Here is a 20,303-nt window from a genome sequence, read left to right as displayed (position 1 = left end):
TGAATGTCATCGAATTCTCCGTGTTTGCTGCGACAGAGCCCCCGCAAGGGGGGAAGATGGCGGAAGCGTGGGCGAAATCCGGCCGAAGTGCAACGAAAACCCGGCGGGCACCGGCAGCCCGCCCGATCATCCCTCAGCCGGGCAGGACCTGCGCCATCGCCCGTTCCAGCCGGGTCACCAGCTGCTCCAGCTCGTCGTCCGAGATGATGAAGGGCGGCGCCAGCAGCACGTGATCGCCCCGCCGTCCGTCGATCGTCCCCGCCATGGGATAGCAGATCAGCCCCTCGGCAAAGGCGGCCTTCTTCAGACGGCCCGCAATGCCGCGACCGGGATCGAACGGCGCCTTGGTCGCGCGATCCTCGACGAATTCCAGCCCGCGGAACAGCCCGCGGCCGCGAATGTCGCCCACATGGGGATGGTCGCCGAAGCGCTGCTCCAGCAACCCGGCCAGCTTTTCGCCCTGGACCGCGCAGCGGTCGATCAGCCCCTCGTCGAGCAGAGTCGAGACCACCGCCAGCCCCGCCGCGGCCGCGACCGGATGGCCCATATAGGTGTGGCCGTGCTGGAAGAAGCCCGATCCCTGCGCAATCGCGTCATAGACCCGCCGCGACGCCAGCATCGCCCCGATGGGCTGATAACCCGCGCCCAGCCCCTTGGCGATGCACAGGATGTCCGGAGCGATCCCCTCCTGCTCGCAGGCGTACAGCGTGCCGGTCCGGCCCATGCCGCACATCACCTCGTCCAGGATCAGCAGGATGTCGTGGGCGTCGCAGATCTCGCGAATGCGCCGGAAATATCCGGGCGCCGGAACCAGCGCGCCTGCCGTGGCGCCGACGACGGGCTCGGCGATGAAGGCCATGACGTTCTCGGGGCCCAGCCGGGTGATCTCGGCCTGCAGCTCATCCGCGGCGCGCCGGCCGTATTCCTCGAGCGTCTCGCCTTCGGCACGGTCGCGGTATTCGTAGCTCGGGGCGATGTGGCTGACCTCGATCAGCAGCGGTCCGAACTGCGCCCGGCGCCATTCGTTGCCGCCGGCGGACAGCGCCCCGATCGTGTTGCCGTGATAGGACTGGCGCCGGGCGATCAGGTGCCGGCGCTGCGGCTGGCCCCGCTCCACCCAGTACTGGCGCGCCAGCTTGATGGCGGCCTCGGTCGCCTCGGACCCGCCCGATACCTGATAGACCCGGTCCAGATCGCCGGGCGCCTGCGCGACCAGCAGATCGGCCAGACGTTCCGCGGGGTCGGAGGTGAAGAATCCGGTATGCGCAAACGCGATCCGGTCCAGCTGGTCCTTGATGGCCTGCGTCACCGCCGCATGCCCGTGACCCAGGCACGATACCGCCGCACCACCCGACCCGTCCAGATAGCGCCGGCCCTCGGCATCGATGATCCAGACACCCTCGCCGCCGGTGGCGGTCGGCAGTTCGGCTTTGCAATGACGCGGAAAGACGTGGGACATGCACATGGACCTTCTGAAACGATGCCGAAAGGATGCGACGATGCCGAACCGATTCCAACCCTTGGGCGACGACGACTGGCCCGAGGCGGCGGCCGATCTGCGCGACGGTTTCGCCGGGCGCCTGAACGTCTATCGGACGATGGCGCATCACCCTGACCTGTTGGCGGCATGGGCGCCGCTGCGCGGCCATGTCGTGCAGTCCAGCGTCCTGACGCCCGAGCAGTCGGAGATCGTCATCCTGCGAACCGGGCACCATCTGGGTGCCGAGTACGAGTGGGCCCACCACGTCGTCCGGGGCCGCAAGGCCGGTCTGTCGGACGACCGCATCGCGGCCCAGCGCGGGCCGATCGACCGGATGCAGGGCGATGACGCGCTGCTCGCCGGGGCCGTCGACGAGCTGTTCGCCCGGCGGCGGATGGCGCCGGAAACCATCGCGGCCGTTCACGACCGGCTGGGCCCGCAGGCGGTACTGGACGTCATGGCGACGGTGGGATTCTACAACGTGCTGGGCTTCATCGTGAACAGTTTCGACACGCCGCTCGACGACGATGTGGCGGCCGAACTGGCCCGCAACCCGGCGCCCGCCGTGCCCGCCTGACCGGCCTCACCGGGGGGCGTTCGATCACTGACGCGCTGAATCGACCAGACCAACGAGCGCTGCCCGCGACAGCTCGCCGGTCCGGGCGGCGACCAGGTCGCCGTCGGCATCGAACACGAGCGTGCTGGGCATGCCCGCGACGCCCAGCTCCGCCGTCAGCTGCTGCTGGTTGTCCCGCAGGACGTCGTCGGCGGGCAGGCCTTCGTCAGCCAGGAAGCTGCGGATCTGCGCCGTGGATTCGCCCTGATTGGCAAAGACGAACCGCACGTCCGGCGTCGATGCCGCAAGCTCCATCATCATCGGCATCTCGCGACGGCAGGGCGGGCACCAGGTCGCCCACAGGTTCAGGACGACCGGTCGCCCCTGCCCGGCCAGCTGCGCCGCCCGGCCGTCCAGCGTCTGCAGCGACAGCGCCGGCAGGCGGATGTCCGGGGGCGGGAACGACGCCGCGGTCAGCAGCAGCGTCAGCGCGGCGACGGCCGCGGCCGGCAGGGTCGTGCGCAATGCGCCGGGCTGCCCGCCCAGCAGCGCGACGAGCAGGACCAGCCCCCCGGCGATCCAGCCCGCGGCCGGCGCAAAGCCGCCCTGCCACAGCTTGATCGCGTCCAGCGGATGATCGGCAAAGACCGCGGCGTTGGCCGCGACGAAACCGATCCGTGCGCCCACGACCCAGCCGATCAGCGTCAGGGTGGACCAGTACAGGCCGGTGTCGGGCCGGCCGCGCCGGCGCTGCACCCAGGACACCAGTTCCGCCACGCTGACATAAAGCAGGATCGCCAGTACGGCGCCGAACCGCGCCGGATCGAAGGCCAGCGGACCGATGGAAATTCCGGTCATCTCGCTCTCTTTCCGACTGCGCTATACGCGGCTCACGCGGCCTCGGGCAGCGCGGCATTAGCCTCGGCCAAGGCCAAAACCAGGTCCGCCGCCCGTTTCAGCCGCTGCTCGGGATCCTCGATCGCCTCGGCCAGCACCAGGCAGTCGTCCTTGTCCTGCAGGCCCAGCCCGGCCCCGTCCAGTTTCGTGCCCGGCCAGGGATAGAAGGCGATGCCGTTCGGCCCGCCCACCACCCTTGCCACACCGGCGGTCCGCGCGTCCGACCGGAGCCGGGTGATCGCCAGCAGGCGCCGGGCCGGTTCGGGCAGGTCGCCGAACCGATCCTCGAGCTCGGTCTCGATCACATCGACCGCGTCGCGGTCATCGACACGGGCCAGGCGGATGTACAGACCCAGCCTTGTGTCCTCGTCCGCGATCCATTCCGGCGGCAGCCGGCCCTGAACGCCCAGTTGCAGTTCGGGAACCCAGCGCGCAACCGACTGACCCCGCAGTTCATCCAGCGCGTTGGCCAGCAACTGCTGGTACAGATCGACGCCGATCAGCTTGACGTGCCCGGCCTGGATGTCGCCCAGGATGTCGCCCGCGCCGCGCAGATCCAGATCGCGGGCGCTGATCTCGAACCCTGCGCCGAGGCGGTTCAGCGCCTCGAGCGTCTGCAGCCGCCGCAATGTCCGGGGTGCGATCGCCGCGCCTTCGTCGGTGAACATCAGCATGGCGCCGCGCCGGTTGCCCCGGCCGACCCGGCCGCGCAACTGATGCAGCTGCGCCAGGCCAAAGCGGTCCGCCCTGTACACGATCATCGTGTTGGCGCGCGGCACGTCCAGCCCCGCCTCGATGATGTTGGTGGCCAGCAGCACATCGCCCTCGCCGCGCGCAAAGCGGATCATGGCCTCGTCGATGTCCGCGGCCGGCAGCTTGCCATGCGCCTGCAGCACCTCCAGGTCCGGAACCAGCCGGCTCAGCTGCGCGGCCACGCCGGCCATGTCGCCGATCCTCGGCACCACCACGAAGCTCTGGCCGCGTCGGGCCCGTTCGCGCAGCAGGGCCGCCCGCAGCGTCTCGGGGTCGAAGGTGGCCGCGCTGGTGCGGATCGGTTGCCGCCGGGCCGGCGGGGTCGCGATGACCGACAGCTGCTGCAATCCGATCAGGGCGGTCTGCAGCGTCCGCGGAATGGGGGTGGCGGTCAGGGTCAGGACATGACCCGACGACAGGTCGCGCAGCTTCTGCTTGTCGGCGGTGCCGAAACGCTGCTCCTCGTCGATGACCACCAGGGCCAGATCCTTGTAGGCGACCCCCTTGCCGGCCACCGCCCCGGTGCCCACGGCGATCTGGATCGAGCCGTCGGCCAGCCCGGCCAGGGCCGCCTTGCGCTCGGCACTGCCGGTCAGGCGCGTCAGGCCGCAGACCCTGATGCCCAGATTCTCGAAGCGGCGGGTGAATTCCTCGACATGCTGGCGGGCGAGAACGGTCGTGGGCGCGGCCACAGCCACCTGCTTGCCCTCCAGCACCGCGATGGCGGCGGCACGCAGCGCCACCTCGGTCTTGCCAAAGCCCACATCGCCGACGATCAGCCGATCCATTGGCCGCCCTGATGCCATGTCGTCGCGCACCGCCTCGATCGCGCGGGACTGATCCGGCGTTTCGGCATAGGGAAACCCGGCGGCAAAGCGTTCATAGGCCGATGCGTCGGGGTCGAGCACCGGGGCGCGCCGGTCCTTGCGGGCCTCGGCCAGCCTGGTCAGTTCGCGGGCGGTCTCGGCCACCGCCGCCTCGATTTCCAGGCGCCGCTTGCGCCAGCCGGACCCGTCCAGCCGGTCCAGCGTGACGGCGTCCGGTTCCGCCCCATAGCGCCAGATCTGATACGCCTGCGACACGGGAACCAGCCGCACCCCGTCGGCGGCATAGGTCAGCCGGATCGCATCGTCCGGCTCGTTCCCGTCGCCCATGTCGGGCAGCGGCTCGATCCCGGCGACGACGCCGATGCCGTGATCTTCGTGCACGACCACGTCGCCGGTGGCGATCGCCACCGCGTCCGGCATCGTCGGCAGACCGGTGCCGACCGCGTCTTCCCGCTCGGCGCGGCTGCCCAGCAGGTCGGCGGCGGACACGGCCAGAACGCCGTCGCGGCGAAACCCGCGCTCGCACGGGATCGGCAGCGACAGAAGGCTGCCAGGCGCGGCGCCCGTGACCTCGGCCCAGGATTGCACCGGCGTCACCTCGCGGCCCAGCACCGGGGCGGCCCGGCGGGCGAGGAACCGCAGGTCGCGGCCGCTGCCCAGCAGGACCAGCCGGTCGCCCGCCGCGATTGCCGCCTTCGCCGCGCGGCCAAAGGCACGCACCGGTCCCTTGCTTTCGACAAAACGCGGGGGCGGATCACCGGCCCGTTCCAGCGCGATCACGACACGATCCGCCACCCGCGGCTGCCAGTCCGCGTCGGGCAGCAGGCGCCGGACCACCGCGGCCTCGCCCAGGATCTCGGTGCCCAGGGTCAGCATGCGGCGCCGTTGCCGGTCCGCTGTTGGGGTCAGCGCCAGGCGCGCCTGCGGCAGGTAGTCCAGCAGGCTGTCGCGATGATCGCCGAGCGGCAACTCGACGAGAGGGGCAATGGACACGCTGTCGATCTCGTCGAAGGTACGCTGGTCGACCAGATCATAGGTCCGGATCTCGACGACGCGGCGCTGCTCGATCTCGATCCGAACCGGCTTGTCCGACTGGCCGGGAAACACGTCCAGGACCCGGCCGTGCAGCGCCACCTCGCCGGGCTCGTCGACTCGGTTGTCGTCGATATAGCCCAGTTCCGCGAGGGTCTCGACCAGGGCCGCGGCCTCGGCCGCATCCCCGGTGCGGATGGTCAGCAGGTCGGGCGCGATGTCCGCCAGCGCGGGGTAGGCGTAGGCCAGCGCGTCGCCCGTGGTGATCAAGGCAACCGGACTCCGATCGGGGGTGGCGGACAGCTGCCGCAGCCGAACCAGCGCCGCGTTGCGCGCGCCGATATTGGCCGGCGAGGCCGGGGCGTCCTGGCTGAGCAGCGCGTCACTGTCCGGGATCAGCACAACTTCGATGCGTGGATCCGCAACCCGCAGGGCGCGAGCAACGGCAATGGCGTCCGTTTCGCTGTCCGCGGCATAGATCACGTCGCCTTCGGTCAGACATTCCGCAATCGCGACGGCGGTTTCGGCATGTCCGAGACGCGGGGCTGCAGTCGGGTCGGTCGGTCTGGCCATGATGACTTCCACTCTCTGGGCCGGATTGGCCGCGGTGCATCCGTTCGCTCGACGCGGCTTGGCGGCCGCCGGCCGGATGTGCCGATCCGCACGCGCAAGCCGGGAAAAGACCGCTGGCTGCTAGCTGATCCCGCCGGGACACGCCATCGATTCTTTGACGGTTTGTGCTGACCGCAGCGCGCCGGGACAACCGCGGGACCGCACCGCACCGGTGGACAGCGCCGGAACCGGACGGCATTGCTGCGGGACCGGCCACGGGGGACCTGCTCGATGACGCCCGACCAGATCATGATCTGTGCCATACTGACCGGGGTCATCGCGCTGATGCTGTGGGATCGCTGGCGCTACGACCTCGTGGCCTTTGCCGGGCTGATCGCTGCCGTCACGGCGGGGCTGGTGCCGGCCGATCAGGCCTTCACCGGATTCAGCAACCCCGCGACCGTGATCGTGGCGCTGATCCTGATCACCACGGCCGGCCTGCAGCGGGCCGGTGTCGTCGCATTGCTGACCAGGAAGCTGGCCAACCGCGATCGCCCCATCTCGACCCATATCGGGGTGCTCGCCACGGTCGGGGCCGCGATGTCGGGTTTCATGAACAACGTGGCGGCGCTGGCCATCCTGATGCCGATCGACCTGCAGGCGGCCAAGAAGGCGCGCCGCAGCCCGTCGTTGACCCTGATGCCGCTGGCCTTTGCCACCGTGCTGGGCGGCCTGCTGACCCTGATCGGCACGCCGCCCAACCTGCTCGCCTCGGCGTTCCGGCAAGATGAGCTGGGCGAGGGCTACCAGATGTTCGATTTCCTGCCGGTGGGCGGCGCGGTGGCCGTGGCCGGCGTGGCGTTCATCACCCTGGTCGGCTGGCGGCTAATGCGGGGAAGCGCGCAGGACCGCGGGCACCTGGTCGGTATTCGCGAAAAGCTTGGCGATTACGTCGCGGCATTGGTGGTGCCGAAGGGATCCACGACGATCGGCCTGACCCTCGGCAAGGTGACCGAGGCCGCGGTCGAGGCAGAGGTCGTCATCCTGGCCGTCGAGCGTGGCGGCACACGCCACTACCGGACCGCCCCGATGCTGGTGATGGAGGCAGGCGACCGGCTGATCATCGAAGCCGAACCCGCCGGGCTGGAAGAGTTCCGATCGGCTCTGGGCCTTGCCTTTCCGACCGGCGACGAAGGTGAGATCGTGCCCGACGGCCCCGGCCGCCTGCTGGTCGAGGCGGTCGTGCCCCAGACCTCGCGCATCCTGGGCCGCCGGGCCGAACGGGTGATCGGCCAGGGCCGGATCCAGGGCACGCTGCTGGGCATCCAGCGTCAGGGCCTGACCCTGCGCGAAAAGCTGGGCGCCAAGCGGATCCGCAACGGCGACGTCCTGCTGATCCTGATGCCCGAACACGCGTTGGACGAGGTGGACCCGTCCGATCTGATGGTGCTGGAACGCGGCGGGCTGGCCGTGACCCGGGAAAAGCGGCTGTGGCTCGCGATGGGGCTGTTCGGGGCCGCGATCGCGCTGGTCACCGCGGGACTTGCCGCGATGGCGACGGCGCTGAGCGTCGTGGTGATCCTGTATGTCCTGCTGGGCATCCTGACGATCGAGGAACTCTACGATCATGTCGACTGGCCCATCATCATGCTGCTGGGGGCGATGATCCCGCTGGGCGAGGCGCTGGAAACCACCGGCGTTTCCGCGCAGATCGCCGCCGGGCTGGGGATCGTCAGCCAGGGCGCGCCGGCCTGGGTGGCGCTGCTGGTGCTGATGGCCGTGACCATGGTGCTGTCGGGGATCGTGAACAATGCCGCAACGGTCATCATCGGGCTGCCGGTCGCCAGTCGCCTTGCCGACGAGATGGGCCACAACCCCGACGCCTTCATCATGGGCATCGCCATCGCCGCGTCCTGCAGCTTCCTGACCCCTATCGGCCATCAGAACAACACCATCATCATGGGACCGGGCGGCTATCGCTTCGGCGATTACTGGAAGCTGGGCCTGCCGCTGGAGGTGATCAGCCTGGCCGTGGCGGTCCCCCTGCTGCTGATCGTCTTTCCGCTGTGATCTCGCCATGGCTGGTCGAGGAGACCCGGGCGGCACCAGTTCCGTTTGCATTTCGCGCAAACAAGCCCCAACTTTGAACCCGGGGGCCCGGAACCGGGCAGGATGCGGGTGCAGATGGGATTCAACAAGGATATCTCGGCCGGTCCGGGGGATGCCGGCGCGCCGGTTCGCGACCGGCTGATGAGCCGGCTGCACGACCTTGGCGATCAGTTGCGCGGCACCGATCTGCAGCTCGCCGTCCTGCTCGCCGATGCGGTCGGCCAGCAGGGCAAGTGCTTTCGCGGCACGCTGATGATGGTGGCGGGCGACTGCCTGTCCGCCGACCCTGACGCGGTGCTGGAAGCCGCGGTCGCCTGCGAACTGGTCCACACCGCATCCCTGCTGATCGACGATCTGCCCAGCATGGACAACGCGACCCTGCGCCGCGGCACGCCCGCCTTCCATGTCCAGCATGGCGAGGCGGCGGCGATCCTGGGCGGGATCGGGCTGCTGACCGAGGCGATCCGGGTGATCGCCGACGCCGCCCCGATCCCCGCGCCGCTGCGGGTCGACCTGATCAGGGACCTCGCCGAAACCTCGGGACTGCGCGGCCTGTGCGAAGGTCAGATGCGCGATCTCGACTCGCAGAAGTCGCCTGCGGGGATCGAGGCAGAGCACGACCTGAAGACCGGCGCGCTGTTCGTCTGCGGATTCGCGATGGTTGGCCGGATCGCCGGTGTGTCGGCGGAACTGCACCACCGCCTGGCGAATGCGGGCAAGCTGCTGGGCCGCTGCTTTCAGTGTTTCGACGACCTGCTGGACGTTCTTGCGACCGAAGCTCAGACCGGCAAGACGGTCGGCCGCGACGTCGGGCCCGACGCCCGGCGCGGGCAGATGGCGGTGCGCAGCGTGGCCGGCGCCGTCCGCCACTATCATCATCTGCGCAGCGAACTGGATGCGGCGCTTGCCGACTGCACGCTAAGCGGAACCGATGTCGACCGGCTGATCGCCCAGGTGCTGCCCCACAGTTTGAATCCCGGCTTGGGCAGTGAGAACATGGCCGCCGAGTGGCCAGCCGAGCCACGGGCGGCGCCGGCCTAGCTGGATGGCGCGGATCGGATTCATGATGCCGGGCTATCGCAGCCATGCGGCGGTGCATGGCGCGCTCGCCGAGGTGTTGCGTAGCCGAGGGCACGACACGGTGTTCGTGGGGCCGCCGGCACTGGCGCCCCATGCCCGGCGGGAAGGCGCGTCCTTTGCGCCCTTCCCCGGTCCTGCCGCGGCGGCGCGCATCGAGAGCGGTCTGCGCGGTTTTGTCCGCCTGATGTGGGAAACCGCCGCGGCGACCGCGGCCCACGGGGCGGGCGGACCGGCCGCGCTGCGCAGGGCGGGCATCGATCTGGTCGCCGTAGACGAGATGGAGCCCGGCGGCAGCCTGGCCGCCGAGGCCGCGGGCGTCCCCCGGATCACGCTGGCGATGTCGCTGCCGCTGCGGCGCGACCCGGGTGTGCCGCCCCCCTATGTGGGCTGGGACTGGCGCCCGGGACCGGACGGCGAGCGGCGGGCCAGGGGCGCCTGGCGGGTGTCCGACGCGCTGATGACGGCGCAGCGCCGGGCGCTGGTGCAGTCCTGTCGCGATCACGGATTGCCGGTTCGGGACCGCCCGTCCGACTGGGTGGCGCCCGGCGGTTCCATCGCCCAGCTGGTCGGCGGCCTGGATTTCCCCCGACCGCAGCCGGTCGGGCCGCTGGTCGGACCGATCCGCCGCCCGGCTGCCGATGACGCGGATGTTCCGTTCGATGGCGCACCCTATGTCTTTGCCTCGCTGGGGACGATCGCCGGCGAACGGCAGCGGCTGTTCCGGATCATTGCCGAGGCCGCCAGCCGCACGGGGATGAATCTGGCGCTGGCGCATTGCGACGGGCTGTCCCCCGCGCAGGTCCGCGAGTTGCAGGCGCTTGCGCCGGGACGGATCGACATCCGCGGCTTTTTCGACCAGCGGCCGACGATCCGCGCCGCATCCGCGGTCATTACCCACGCCGGGTTGAACACGGTACTGGACGCGGCCGAGGCCGGGGTGCCGATGATCGCCCTGCCCTTGGGGAACGACCAGAACGGCATGGCGGCCCGGCTGCAGCGGATCGGCGGCGCCATCATCCTGTCGGCCAGGCGGGTCACACCCGCCGCGCTTGCCGATGCGCTGGTTGCCGTCACGAGCGAGCCGGGCTGGCGCACAGCCCTGGATCCGGCGCGGGCCGAGATCGCGGCGGCGGGCGGGGCGGCGGCGGCGGCCGACGCAATCGAGGCCGCCCTGCGGCAGACAGGATGACCCGGACGGCCCCCAGTTCAGGGCAGGACGCCGATCTGCTGATCGTCGGCGGCGGGCTGGCGAGCGGGTTGATCGCGCTGGCCGTCGCGGCGCGCGACCCCGGCCGGCGGGTGATGATCATCGCCCCGGCCGATCCCGCCGACAGCCACACCTGGTCGTTCCATGACACGGACCTGTCGGAACCCGCCCAGCGCTGGATCGCGCCCGCGGTGGCCCATCGCTGGCAGGGGCAGGAGGTCCGGTTCCCCGGCTATCGCCGCGACCTCGACACCGGCTATGCCAGCCTGACCAGCCGGTCGCTGCGCGATGCCGTGGCAGCGGGCGCGACGGTTCACGCCCGCCGCGCCGTGCGGATCACCGCGGACCATGTGCAGCTTGCCACCGGCGAACGGCTGACTGCCCCCTGCGTGATCGACGCCACCGGCGTGATCCCGCGCCGCTATCTTGTTCTGGGCTGGCAGAAATTCGTGGGGGTGGAACTGGACACGGAACAGCCCCACGGCCGCCAGCGTCCGATCATCATGGATGCCACGGTCGACCAGCGCGACGGCTATCGGTTTGTCTACACGCTGCCCTTCGGTCCCCAGCGCATCCTGATCGAGGATACCCGCTATGCCGATGGACCTCGGCTGGACGAATCGGATTTCGACGACGGCATCGCCGCCTATGCCGCGGCGCAGGGCTGGTCCGGGACCACGCGGCGGCGCGAACGCGGGGTGCTGCCGATCGCCATGGCCTTCGATTCGGCCGCGTTCTGGCGCGACGCGGCGGGCGGCGCGGTTCCGGTGGGGATGCGGGCCGCGCTGTTCCACCCGGTGACCGGCTATTCGCTGCCCCTAGCCGCGCTTGTGGCGGATCTGGTGGCCGCGACCCCGGGCGACAGCGCTACCGTCCTTGCCGCCGTGCGCGAACTGGCCTTGGACATGGCGCGGCGGCAGCGCTTCCTGCGGCTACTCAGCCGGATGCTGTTCAAGGGGGCCGCGCCGGATGCGCGGCGGGCCGTGCTGGAACGGTTCTACCGCCTGCCCGAACCGCTGATCGAACGCTTCTACGCCGGCAACCTGACCGTCGCCGACCAGGCTCGTATTCTGGTGGGCAAGCCCCCGATCCCGATCCGCGCCGCCTTGCCGTGCCTGCGCGAAGAACCGATGCTGACCGCCTTGCGACAGGAGCGTGCCCGATGATGCCCATGCCGGACCGATGCGACGCAGTTGTGATCGGCGCCGGTATGGGCGGGCTGGCGCTGTCCATCCGCCTGCAGGCGGCCGGACAGCGCGTCGTCCTGATCGAGGCGCGGGACAAGCCCGGCGGCCGCGCCTATGTCTGGCACCGTCAGGGCCATGTCTTCGACGCGGGCCCGACCGTGATCACCGACCCGGACGCATTGGAGCAGTTGTGGTCCGTCTCGGGCCACCGGATGCAGGCTGACGTGACCCTGCTGCCGGTCGAGCCCTATTACCGGCTGGTCTTTCCCGACGGCAGCACCTTCGAATACGCCGACGACCAGGCGCAGATCGAGGCGGCGATCCGGGCCATCAGCCCCGAGGATGTCGAGGGGTATCGCCGCTTTCTGGCCTATTCGCGCGAGGTGATGGCCGAAGGGTATGACAAGCTGGGCACGGTGCCGTTCCTGTCGATCTCGGACATGATGCGGGTGGCGCCGCAGCTGGTCAGGCTGCAGGCCTATCGCTCCGTCTATGCGGTCGTGTCGCGCTTCATCCGCCACCCCAAGCTGCGGCAGGCCTTCAGCTTTCATTCGCTGCTGGTCGGCGGCAACCCGTTCTCGACCAGCTCGATCTACCTGCTGATCCATGCCCTGGAACGCAAGGGCGGCGTGTGGTTCGCCAAGGGCGGCACCAACGCGCTGGTCGCGGGCATGGCCCGGCATTTCCAGCGGCTGGGCGGCCATCTGGAACTGAACGCCAAGGTCGCCCGGGTCGAGGTCGCGGCCGATCGCGCGACCGGGGTGACGCTGGCCGACGGACGGCACATCGCCTGCGACCGGGTCGCCTCAAACGCCGACGTGATGCACCATTACCGCGACCTGCTGGGCGGGACCGAGCGCGGCCAGCGCATGGCCCGCAGCCTGGGCCGCAAGCGCTGGTCCATGTCACTGTTCGTCTGCCATTTCGGTCTGGATCACCTGCCCGACGGGCTGGCCCACCACATGGTCCTGTTCGGTCCGCGTTATCGCGAGCTGGTCAACGAGATCTTCCGCGGCCCCGCCCTTCCGCCGGATTATTCCCTGTACCTCCATTCGCCCTCGGTGACCGATCCCGACATGGCGCCGCCCGGCATGTCGACGCATTACGTCCTGGCGCCGGTCCCGCATCTGGGCCGCGCCGCGGTCGACTGGGCGGCCGAGGGCGAGCGTTACGCCGACCGCATCCTGGCCACGCTGGAGGAACGGCTGATCCCGAACCTGCGCCGGTCCCTGACCACCCGGTTCGTGTTCACCCCGGCCGATTTCGCGTCGCAACTGAACGCCCACCACGGCAGTGCCTTTTCGGTCGAGCCGATCCTGACGCAATCGGCGTGGTTCCGGCCGCACAACCGCGACGACCGGATCCGCAACGTCTATATCGTGGGCGCCGGCACCCATCCGGGCGCAGGGATCCCGGGCGTGGTCGGATCGGCCAAGGCCACGGCGGGGCTGATGCTGGCCGACGCCGGTCGCTGAGATGGCGCTGCCCGCGGCGGCTATGGGGGCGCGCCGGCGGCACTGTCCGGGTCGGTCTGGGCCCGCTTCATCCGCGCCAACGCCGCCAACGCGCGGGCCCGTCCGGCCTTGAGGTCCACCACCGGCGGCGGCGGATAGGGATAGTCCGGATCCAGCCCCCAAGACCGCGGCACCGCCTCGAAATAGTCTCCTGCGTCGGGTGAGGTGCTGCCTTGCCAGTCCCACAGCCAGCGGCGGCGATAGGTGCCGTCCGGGTCGAACCGCGCGGCCTGCGTGGCGGGGTTGAAGATGCGAAAGAACGGGGCGGCATCCGGGCCGCTGCCCGCGACCCACTGCCAGTTCATCGCGTTCGAGGCCGGGTCCCAGTCGGTCAGCGTGTCGGCGAACCAGGCCAGCCCGACCCGCCAGTCGATCAGCAGGTGCTTGACGAGATAGCTGGCCACCGCCATCCGCACACGGTTGTGCATGCGGCCGGTCACGAACATCTCGCGCAGCCCCGCATCGACCAGCGGTTCGCCCGTGACCGCGCGCGTCCAAGCGGCTTCGTCATGCGCGTCGCGGCGGTACGGAAAGGCGGCGAACGCGGGCCGCCACGCGTGGGTCGGCAAGGTCGGATAGGCGGCCAGCAGATGCCAGGCGAAATCACGCCAGATCACCTCTGCCATGAACTTTTCCGCGGGCGCCGACAGCGCGGGGTCGTCCAGGTGCCGCCGGGCGGCTGCCCAGATGGTGCAGGGCGAGATCTCGCCCACGGCCAGCGCCTCGGACAGTTCCGACGTGGCACCGGGCCGGTCCGGACGGTCCCGGTCCTGATGATAGCCTCCAGCAGCGGGCAGGAATGCGTTCAGCCGGTCAAGCGCCGCGGCCTCGCCCGTCGGGCCGGCGTGCCGATCCAGCACCGCCGCGCCGCGGTTCATGTCCGGGGCGAGATCGGGCACCGCATCGGCCGGGTGCGCCACCAGCTTCAGTCCGGGCGGCACCGGCACGGCGTCGGGCACCCCGTGCGCGCGGATGGCGCGGGCAAAGGGAGTATAGACCTTGTAGACGCCGCCCGATCCGGTGCGGATCCGGTGCGGCGGCACCAGCGTGTGACCGGCATGCAGAACCAGCCGGCGGCCGTCCCGTGCCAACAGGTCTGCCACCCGGTGATCGGCGGCATGGCGCGACGGCTCGGGCCAGTCGGTTGCGTGAACCTCGTCCGCGCCGTGGTCCGCCGCGACCCGGGCCACGGTCTCGGCCGCCGGTCCGTGGCGGATCGTCAAGCCGCCGCCGCGCGCGCCAAGCTCGCCGGCAAGCGCCGCCAGCGACCGGCCCAGCCGCCAGCGGGTTGCCGCACCCTGAGCCGTCAGCACCTCGTCCACCACGAACAGCGCGAGCACCGGCCCGCGTTCCGCCGCCGCGGTCAGGGCCAGGTTGTCGGTCAGACGCAGATCGCGTCGGAACCAGCAGATCGTCGTCACCCTGGCCACCCCCGTTCCGCCGTCGTCCCCTGCCAACCTGCCAGCCTCCGGAAGGTTGCACCGCCTTGCCGGAACGCCGCGCGCGCCCTAGATAGGGACAGCCAGCGCCACCGGCGGAGAGTTGTCGTGACTGCCCCCGTGTCCGTCCCCGTTCCCGCCCTGTCCCGCCAGCGCCAGACCCTGATCGGGCTGGGGACATCGCTGCTGATCGTGCTCGCCTGGCTTGTCCTGCATGTCGGTGCGGTCTGGCATCTGGATGCCCCCGCGCACCCGATCCTGGCCGCGTTCATATTTGTCGCACTGACATGGCTGTCGGTCGGCCTGTTCATCATCGCGCATGACGCGATGCATGGCGCGGTGGCGCCCGGGCGACCGCGGCTGAACGCCGCGATCGGCACGCTGACCCTGGCGCTCTATGCCGGATTCTCGTTCCGGCGCATGATCGTCCAGCACATGCGCCACCACCGGTCGCCCGGGTCCGACGACGACCCCGATTTCGCGCCGGGCGGCCCGGTCCGCTGGTACGTCGCGTTCGTGCGGCAGTACTTCGGCTGGCGCGAATTCTGGCTGCTGGGCAGCGCGACGGTACTCTACGCGCTGATCCTGGGGGATCGCTGGCCCTATGTGCTGTTCTGGGCGCTCCCCTCCATCCTTGCCTCGGTCCAGCTGTTTGTTTTCGGCACCTGGATGCCGCACCGCCGGGACGACACCCCGTTTCCGGACCGGCACAATGCCCGTTCGCCGCGGATGAACGATCTGGCCTCGCTGCTCAGCTGCTATCATTTCGGCGGGTATCATCACGAACATCACCTGTACCCCACCGTGCCCTGGTGGCGGCTGCCGCGGACACGGCTGCAGCGGAGCGCGGGATGAGCGTGCTTGCCCCCATCTTCATCATCGTTGCGACTGTTGCCGTGATGGAATTCGTCGCCTATGCGGTGCATCGCTGGGTCATGCACGGCCCGCTCGGCTGGGGCTGGCACGCGTCCCACCACGAGGTGACGCACGGCCCGTTCGAAAAGAACGACCTGTACGCGATCGTGTTTGCCGGGCTGTCGATCCTGCTGTTCATCGTCGGATCGGCCTGGTGGGCGCCGCTGTGGTGGGTGGCGATGGGCATGCTGGTCTACGGGCTGCTGTATTTCTTTGTTCATGACGGGCTGGTCCACCAGCGCTGGCCGTTCCGGCATGTCCCCAGGCGGGGCTATCTGCGGCGCCTGTACCAGGCACACCGGCTGCATCACGCGGTCGAGGGGCGCGAGGACTGCGTGTCCTTCGGGTTCCTGTACGCCCCCAAGGTGGACGGGCTGAAGGACCGCCTGAGACGCTCGGGCGTGCTGGCAAAGCGCGCCTCGGCCCACCCCGACGCGTGGAACCCCGACCGGCAGGATCAGGTGTGACCGCGGCACCGGCGACCGATCATCGACTGGCCCGCGACAGCGGCGAGGTGATCCGCAAGGGATCAAAGAGCTTTGCCGCCGCCTCGCTGCTGATGCCGGCGGCGATGCGGCAGGACACGGTCATGCTGTACGCCTGGTGCCGCTACGCCGACGACGTGATTGACGGTCAGGATATGGGGGGCGCCGGGCTGACGCCGCCAGACGCGGCCGAGCGGTTGCAGGCGCTGCGGGCCGACACCCTGCGCGCGCTGCACGGCGATGGTCCTGTCCCTGCCCCGTTCCAGGCGCTGCGCCACGTCGCGCGCCGGCACGACTTTCCCGACCGCTGGCCGCTGGACCTGATCGACGGGTTCGCCATGGATGTGGCCGGGCGCCGCTATGCCACGGCCGAGGACACGCTTCGCTACTGCTACCATGTGGCAGGCGTCGTGGGGGTGATGATGGCGCGAGTGATGGGTGTGCGCGACGATGCGGTGCTGGACCGGGCCTGCGATCTGGGGCTGGCGTTCCAGATGACGAACATCGCCCGGGACGTCATGGACGATGCCCGGATGGGCCGGGTCTACCTGCCCGGCGAATGGCTGGACGGCGCGGTTCCGGACCCCCGCGCCGCGACCCCGCCGGCGGCGGTCCATGCGGCAACGCTGCGTCTGCTGGACATGGCCGAACCCTATTACGCGTCGGCCCGGATCGGGCTGGCAGCCCTGCCCTACCGGGCCGCCTGGTCGATCGCCGCCGCGCTTCGGATCTATCGGGCGATCGGCCTGCGGATCCGGTCCGGCGGACCCGAGGCCTATCGCCGCCGCATCGGCACGACCCTACCCACCAAGCTGGCACTAATCACGGCGGCCAAGGGCGATGCGCTGCGCAGCCGCAGGGCCGTTCAGATGGATGTCGCGCGTGACGGGCTGTGGACGCGTCCGCATTGAAATAACCGGGTCGCGCGCCGGATCGGGAACAAGCCACGTCGCCCGAGTCCTTCCACAAGGAGAAGCCCGTCCCGCCCATCCGCATCAGGGCCTGTCGAAAAGCGCCGGGGGCGGCTCGGCTGAGCACCCTCACGACCGGGATTTGCACCACACCCGTTCGGCGTAGTCGAACACCGTTCCCCAGCGCCCGCGCCCGTAGACGGCGCCCTCGTACAGGCGATACGCCGCCCAGGCCCAGCGCAGATAAATCCCCGGTCGCCCGGCCCGCAGCGCGAGATCGGCCATCCGGTGTGAATCGCGGCTGATCGCGGCGCGCAGCCGATAGACCAGCTTGCGGCGCCAGGACAGCCCCGCAGCCGAGGCGACCACGCGCTTGCGCGGACAGATACCCCGGCGCCGCCAGGTCAGGCGATAGGCCAGCCCCTCGCGCCGCTGCCGGAACCCGGCGGCCTGGGTCCCGACGATGAAATCGGCATCCACCTCGGACAGTTCCAGCCGTCCGGTCGCCAGCCCGTGCTGCACCAGCTCCCGCATCAGCGGCGTGCGGACGACGACGACATTCGTGCCCCGGCCGTCCGACGAATAGGGCTCGACCCAGGCATCGCCAAAGCTGATGTCGGCCGTCTCGGCCACCACGTCGTCGCACCAGTTGCAGGCGCTGTTCTGGAAATAGCCGGCTCCCCAGTCGCCATCGGCCAGATGCCACCAGTCCTGCTGCACCGTCTCGCCGCCATCCAGCGTCAGGTGGGCGGTGTACCAGTTCGCCGGCCGGCCCTCGTCCTTGCGCCGATATTCGACGGCCTGCACCCGGTCCGGATCGGCGCCGAGCTGCCAGGCGAAGCTGGTCACGAACCGCGCGCTCTTCATGTGGCCGCAGAACAGGCCGAGGGTAAAGCCGATGCGCTCGGCCAGCACCGGGTCCTGCGCGCGGGCCAGATGCACGGCCTTGATGAAGCACGGAATGCCCACCACCGCATACCGGCCCGGCACGCGCCGCACCTCGGCCAGCACGTCGGCGAGGTGGACGGGGTGATAGCGGGACCGGGCACCCGCCAGCAGGTCGTCCACGGTCCGGGCGATGCGGTAGCCGAAGAACGGCCCGTTTGCCCCCTTTCGCTGCGGGCGCGGGTGGACGTGCAGCACGGCATCGACCTCGCCGCGCCGCATCAGTTCTGCGGCGACCCAGCTGACCATGCCGCCCGAGCTGCCGGCCGGCCGGAACGGCGGTTCGACCACCGCCCCCACATGGCAGCTGACATGCCGGCCGATGCGGTCGTCGTGCAGCGGCGCATCGGCCAGCCGGGCGGCGGCGATCTCGTCCTCGTCCGCGGCGGCAGGGGAAAACGGGCAGATGGCGGAGAACCGGGGATCCGGGGCGTCGCGCCAGTCAGCCGGTCCGTCCGGCTTCAACTGGCCGAACCGGTCCCAGGCCATGCGGGCCTGCTGCTGGTCGGCCACGCAGACACCGCAGCCGATGCACAGGCCGGACCGGACGATCTGCCCGGGACTGACGACCGGCGGGGCGTTGGTCATGCCAGCACCCGGTCCAGATAGGCGTCGGACTGGGCGCGCAGCGCCGCCAGCCGTGCCTGTACGTCGGCCGGGGCATCCAGCGCGGCCGCAATCTCGGCCGGATCGCGATCGGCAAAGGTCAGCTGCCGGTCAAGTCCCAGCAGCGCCGTCAGGTCGCGCAGCTTGTTCCACCGGTAATCGGACGGCGCGCAGACCAGCGGCACGCCGTTGACCAGCGCAAAGACGCAGCCGTGGAAATAGGTGGTCGCCATGCCGCTGGCCCCGGCGACCAGGGCCGCGAACTCCAGCGGACCGGCCTCGAGCCGCTGCTCGTCGGCCCAGTCGTTGCGATAGCCGACGCTGATCATCCGCCAGCCGCGGCGCCTTGCCTCGGCCTGCACCCGATCCGCGAACCAGTCGGGGATGTGATGGCCATAGACCAGCAGATAGGGCGCGCCTTCCTCCGCCGGCCGCACCGCGGGCGGGAATTGCAGCACCGGGTCCAGCACCATCTCAGGCTCCTGCCCGGTGGCGGTCGCCACCAGGGTGCGGGTGTTCTGGTCGCGCACCGACACCGCGTCCAGCCCGGCCAGCGCCGCCCGCCACTCGGGCGCGAGGCCGACCTGCGCGTCATAATTGCCGCAACTGGCCGCGTAGGTCACCCGGCGCGGCGCCCGCAGCCCCTCTCCCCAGAAGATCGGCTTGCCGCCGTACCAAGGATGGCTGAGGTTCAGCACCTCGTCGCTGCCGATCACCACCAGATCCGCCGGCGGCGCCCCGTTCCGGTCGTCCAGATCGAAGGGGTGCGACAGCGGCAGGTCGCGGAACGCATCCAGGAACCGCCGCAGCTTGACGCCATAGCGGCGGATGTCGGCCCGGCCGCTGCGGTCGGGCAACAGCGGCTGGAACGCATAGCGCCATTCCCGCGAGGTGACCGCGCAGGACCGGTGGTCCAGCAGGACCGCCTCATGGCCGCGCGCGGCGATGCCCTGCACCAGACAGCGTGCCTGCCAGTACGACCCGTAGTTGATGCAGCGGTGAAAGGTCAGCACGCCGACGCGCATGAAACATCCTTCGTCTGTCAGTCGGGCCGCCCGATCCTTCGATCCGGCCGCGACGCTTGAACCAGCCGGCGAGCCGGAGGTCCAGTGCCAAGAGGCGAGCCGGGGATGCAGTCAATATTTGTCAAACCGCGCAACCTCCCCGGTCCGAGACCGGTTGGGCCGGGCTAACCGGTCACGGCCGCGACTGCCCACAGCCGGCAGGACGGCCATCCATGCAGGAGACAGACCATGGCCCTTTTCCAGAACATGAGCACGCTTGAAGACCTGTACGTGCACACGTTGCAGGACATCTACTACGCAGAAAACCAGATCGTCACCGCGCTGACCAAGATGAGCACGATGGCGACCGACCCGACGCTGCGGCAGGGGTTCGAGCAGCACCGTGTCGAGAGCGAGAACCACATCAGCCGTCTGGACCAGGTGTTCGGCATGCTGGGGCTCAGCCCCAAGGGCACCGACTGCCCGGCGATCGACGGCCTGATCGAGGAAGCGAACTCGATCGCGGGCGACATCGACGACAAGTCGGCTCTGGATGCCGCTCTGGCCGCGTCGGCCCAAGCGGTCGAGCATTACGAGATCAGCCGCTACGGCACGCTGATCGCGTGGTCACAGGAGCTGGGTCGCAACGATGCCGCCGCGCTTCTGAAGCAGAACCTGGACGAGGAGTACGCCGCGGACCAGAAGCTGACGAAGGTGGCCGAAGCCCGCCTGAACCGGCAGGCAAGCTGACCCGGCATCCGCCGCTCGGCGACAAGCTCGCAAGGTCGCGGCCGCCATCCTCGT

16 protein-coding genes are annotated in these 20,303 nt (G+C 70.1%); 10 read left to right on the top strand and 6 right to left on the bottom strand.

The features are described from left to right. Positions 1 to 133: 133 nt before the first annotated feature. Positions 134 to 1,459 (bottom strand): aspartate aminotransferase family protein, encoded by a 1,326-nt coding sequence (locus Q0938_RS09940; RefSeq protein ID WP_299361590.1) that lies wholly within the window; start codon positions 1,457 to 1,459, stop codon positions 134 to 136. A gap of 40 nt (positions 1,460 to 1,499) precedes the next feature. Here Q0938_RS09940 and Q0938_RS09935 point away from each other — a divergent pair, with 40 nt between their 5' ends. Continuing rightward, complete coding sequence (locus Q0938_RS09935; RefSeq protein WP_299361588.1) at positions 1,500 to 2,057, top strand: carboxymuconolactone decarboxylase family protein; 558 nt, start codon at positions 1,500 to 1,502, stop codon at positions 2,055 to 2,057. Positions 2,058 to 2,081: 24 nt separating this feature from the next. Here the strand turns inward: Q0938_RS09935 and Q0938_RS09930 are convergent, their stop codons facing one another. Together Q0938_RS09930 and Q0938_RS09925 are read right to left on the bottom strand one after the other, a co-directional pair. Next, entirely contained in the window at positions 2,082 to 2,894 is an 813-nt protein-coding gene (locus Q0938_RS09930) for a TlpA disulfide reductase family protein (protein ID WP_299361585.1), read from the bottom strand. Positions 2,895 to 2,926: 32 nt separating this feature from the next. Further along, entirely contained in the window at positions 2,927 to 6,118 is a 3,192-nt protein-coding gene (locus Q0938_RS09925) for a helicase-related protein (RefSeq protein ID WP_299361583.1), read from the bottom strand. Positions 6,119 to 6,388: 270 nt separating this feature from the next. On the opposite strand from Q0938_RS09925, the gene Q0938_RS09920 reads away from it, so the two are divergent. The 5 genes from Q0938_RS09920 (at position 6,389) to Q0938_RS09900 (ending at position 13,155) form a co-directional block, all read left to right on the top strand. After that, complete coding sequence (locus Q0938_RS09920) at positions 6,389 to 8,167, top strand: SLC13 family permease (RefSeq protein ID WP_299361581.1); 1,779 nt, start codon at positions 6,389 to 6,391, stop codon at positions 8,165 to 8,167. Positions 8,168 to 8,281: 114 nt separating this feature from the next. Further along, positions 8,282 to 9,247: a polyprenyl synthetase family protein gene (locus Q0938_RS09915; RefSeq protein WP_299361579.1), complete on the top strand. Its 966-nt coding sequence runs from the start codon at positions 8,282 to 8,284 to the stop codon at positions 9,245 to 9,247. Positions 9,248 to 9,251: 4 nt separating this feature from the next. After that, positions 9,252 to 10,475 (top strand): glycosyltransferase, encoded by a 1,224-nt coding sequence (locus Q0938_RS09910; protein ID WP_299361577.1) that lies wholly within the window; start codon positions 9,252 to 9,254, stop codon positions 10,473 to 10,475. After that, entirely contained in the window at positions 10,472 to 11,659 is a 1,188-nt protein-coding gene (crtY, locus tag Q0938_RS09905) for a lycopene beta-cyclase CrtY (RefSeq protein ID WP_299361575.1), read from the top strand. Before Q0938_RS09910 ends, crtY begins: the two co-directional genes overlap by 4 nt. After that, positions 11,656 to 13,155, top strand: coding sequence for a phytoene desaturase (locus Q0938_RS09900; protein ID WP_299361573.1), 1,500 nt, complete (start codon positions 11,656 to 11,658; stop codon positions 13,153 to 13,155). Before crtY ends, Q0938_RS09900 begins: the two co-directional genes overlap by 4 nt. Before the next feature lie 20 nt (positions 13,156 to 13,175). On the opposite strand, the gene Q0938_RS09895 is transcribed toward Q0938_RS09900, so the two are convergent. After that, positions 13,176 to 14,651 carry a deoxyribodipyrimidine photo-lyase gene (locus Q0938_RS09895; protein ID WP_299361571.1) on the bottom strand — a complete coding sequence of 492 codons (1,476 nt, stop codon included), beginning with the start codon at positions 14,649 to 14,651 and terminating at the stop codon, positions 13,176 to 13,178. Between the two features lie 90 nt (positions 14,652 to 14,741). Between Q0938_RS09895 and Q0938_RS09890 the strand changes: the two genes are divergently transcribed. Genes Q0938_RS09890 through Q0938_RS09880 form a run of 3 tightly spaced genes read left to right on the top strand, consistent with a single transcriptional unit; the run spans position 14,742 to position 16,944 of the window. Continuing rightward, a complete protein-coding gene (locus tag Q0938_RS09890; protein WP_299361568.1) occupies positions 14,742 to 15,488 on the top strand; it encodes a fatty acid desaturase in 747 nt (248 codons plus the stop codon). Further along, entirely contained in the window at positions 15,485 to 16,015 is a 531-nt protein-coding gene (locus Q0938_RS09885; RefSeq protein ID WP_299361566.1) for a sterol desaturase family protein, read from the top strand. Before Q0938_RS09890 ends, Q0938_RS09885 begins: the two co-directional genes overlap by 4 nt. Beyond that, positions 16,012 to 16,944 carry a phytoene/squalene synthase family protein gene (locus Q0938_RS09880; RefSeq protein ID WP_299361564.1) on the top strand — a complete coding sequence of 311 codons (933 nt, stop codon included), beginning with the start codon at positions 16,012 to 16,014 and terminating at the stop codon, positions 16,942 to 16,944. Before Q0938_RS09885 ends, Q0938_RS09880 begins: the two co-directional genes overlap by 4 nt. A gap of 129 nt (positions 16,945 to 17,073) precedes the next feature. Here Q0938_RS09880 and Q0938_RS09875 read toward each other — a convergent pair whose 3' ends face one another. Then, on the bottom strand, positions 17,074 to 18,477 hold the full coding sequence (locus Q0938_RS09875; protein ID WP_299361562.1) for a Coenzyme F420 hydrogenase/dehydrogenase, beta subunit C-terminal domain: 1,404 nt from the start codon (positions 18,475 to 18,477) through the stop codon (positions 17,074 to 17,076). Beyond that, on the bottom strand, positions 18,474 to 19,520 hold the full coding sequence (locus tag Q0938_RS09870; protein ID WP_299361560.1) for a polysaccharide pyruvyl transferase family protein: 1,047 nt from the start codon (positions 19,518 to 19,520) through the stop codon (positions 18,474 to 18,476). The genes Q0938_RS09875 and Q0938_RS09870 overlap by 4 nt, the downstream gene beginning before the upstream one ends. 228 nt (positions 19,521 to 19,748) lie before the next feature. Between Q0938_RS09870 and Q0938_RS09865 the strand changes: the two genes are divergently transcribed. Next, positions 19,749 to 20,249 carry a DUF892 family protein gene (locus tag Q0938_RS09865; protein WP_299361558.1) on the top strand — a complete coding sequence of 167 codons (501 nt, stop codon included), beginning with the start codon at positions 19,749 to 19,751 and terminating at the stop codon, positions 20,247 to 20,249. Positions 20,250 to 20,303 lie beyond the last annotated feature (54 nt).

The sequence above is a fragment of the uncultured Paracoccus sp. genome (assembly GCF_947496875.1).
GTDB lineage: Bacteria > Pseudomonadota > Alphaproteobacteria > Rhodobacterales > Rhodobacteraceae > Paracoccus.
This window is presented reverse-complemented; position numbering and strand designations above follow the sequence as displayed.

Excerpts from the sequence above, each read along its gene's own strand:
- Q0938_RS09940 (WP_299361590.1), bottom strand. The coding sequence starts at position 1,459 with ATGTCCCACGTCTTTCCGCGTCATTGCAAAGCCGAACTGCCGACCGCC.
- Q0938_RS09935 (WP_299361588.1), top strand. The coding sequence starts at position 1,500 with ATGCCGAACCGATTCCAACCCTTGGGCGACGACGACTGGCCCGAGGCG.
- Q0938_RS09930 (WP_299361585.1), bottom strand. The coding sequence starts at position 2,894 with ATGACCGGAATTTCCATCGGTCCGCTGGCCTTCGATCCGGCGCGGTTC.
- Q0938_RS09925 (WP_299361583.1), bottom strand. The coding sequence starts at position 6,118 with ATGGCCAGACCGACCGACCCGACTGCAGCCCCGCGTCTCGGACATGCC.
- Q0938_RS09920 (WP_299361581.1), top strand. The coding sequence starts at position 6,389 with ATGACGCCCGACCAGATCATGATCTGTGCCATACTGACCGGGGTCATC.
- Q0938_RS09915 (WP_299361579.1), top strand. The coding sequence starts at position 8,282 with ATGGGATTCAACAAGGATATCTCGGCCGGTCCGGGGGATGCCGGCGCG.
- Q0938_RS09910 (WP_299361577.1), top strand. The coding sequence starts at position 9,252 with ATGGCGCGGATCGGATTCATGATGCCGGGCTATCGCAGCCATGCGGCG.
- crtY (WP_299361575.1), top strand. The coding sequence starts at position 10,472 with ATGACCCGGACGGCCCCCAGTTCAGGGCAGGACGCCGATCTGCTGATC.
- Q0938_RS09900 (WP_299361573.1), top strand. The coding sequence starts at position 11,656 with ATGATGCCCATGCCGGACCGATGCGACGCAGTTGTGATCGGCGCCGGT.
- Q0938_RS09885 (WP_299361566.1), top strand. The coding sequence starts at position 15,485 with ATGAGCGTGCTTGCCCCCATCTTCATCATCGTTGCGACTGTTGCCGTG.
- Q0938_RS09875 (WP_299361562.1), bottom strand. The coding sequence starts at position 18,477 with ATGACCAACGCCCCGCCGGTCGTCAGTCCCGGGCAGATCGTCCGGTCC.
- Q0938_RS09870 (WP_299361560.1), bottom strand. The coding sequence starts at position 19,520 with ATGCGCGTCGGCGTGCTGACCTTTCACCGCTGCATCAACTACGGGTCG.
- Q0938_RS09865 (WP_299361558.1), top strand. The coding sequence starts at position 19,749 with ATGGCCCTTTTCCAGAACATGAGCACGCTTGAAGACCTGTACGTGCAC.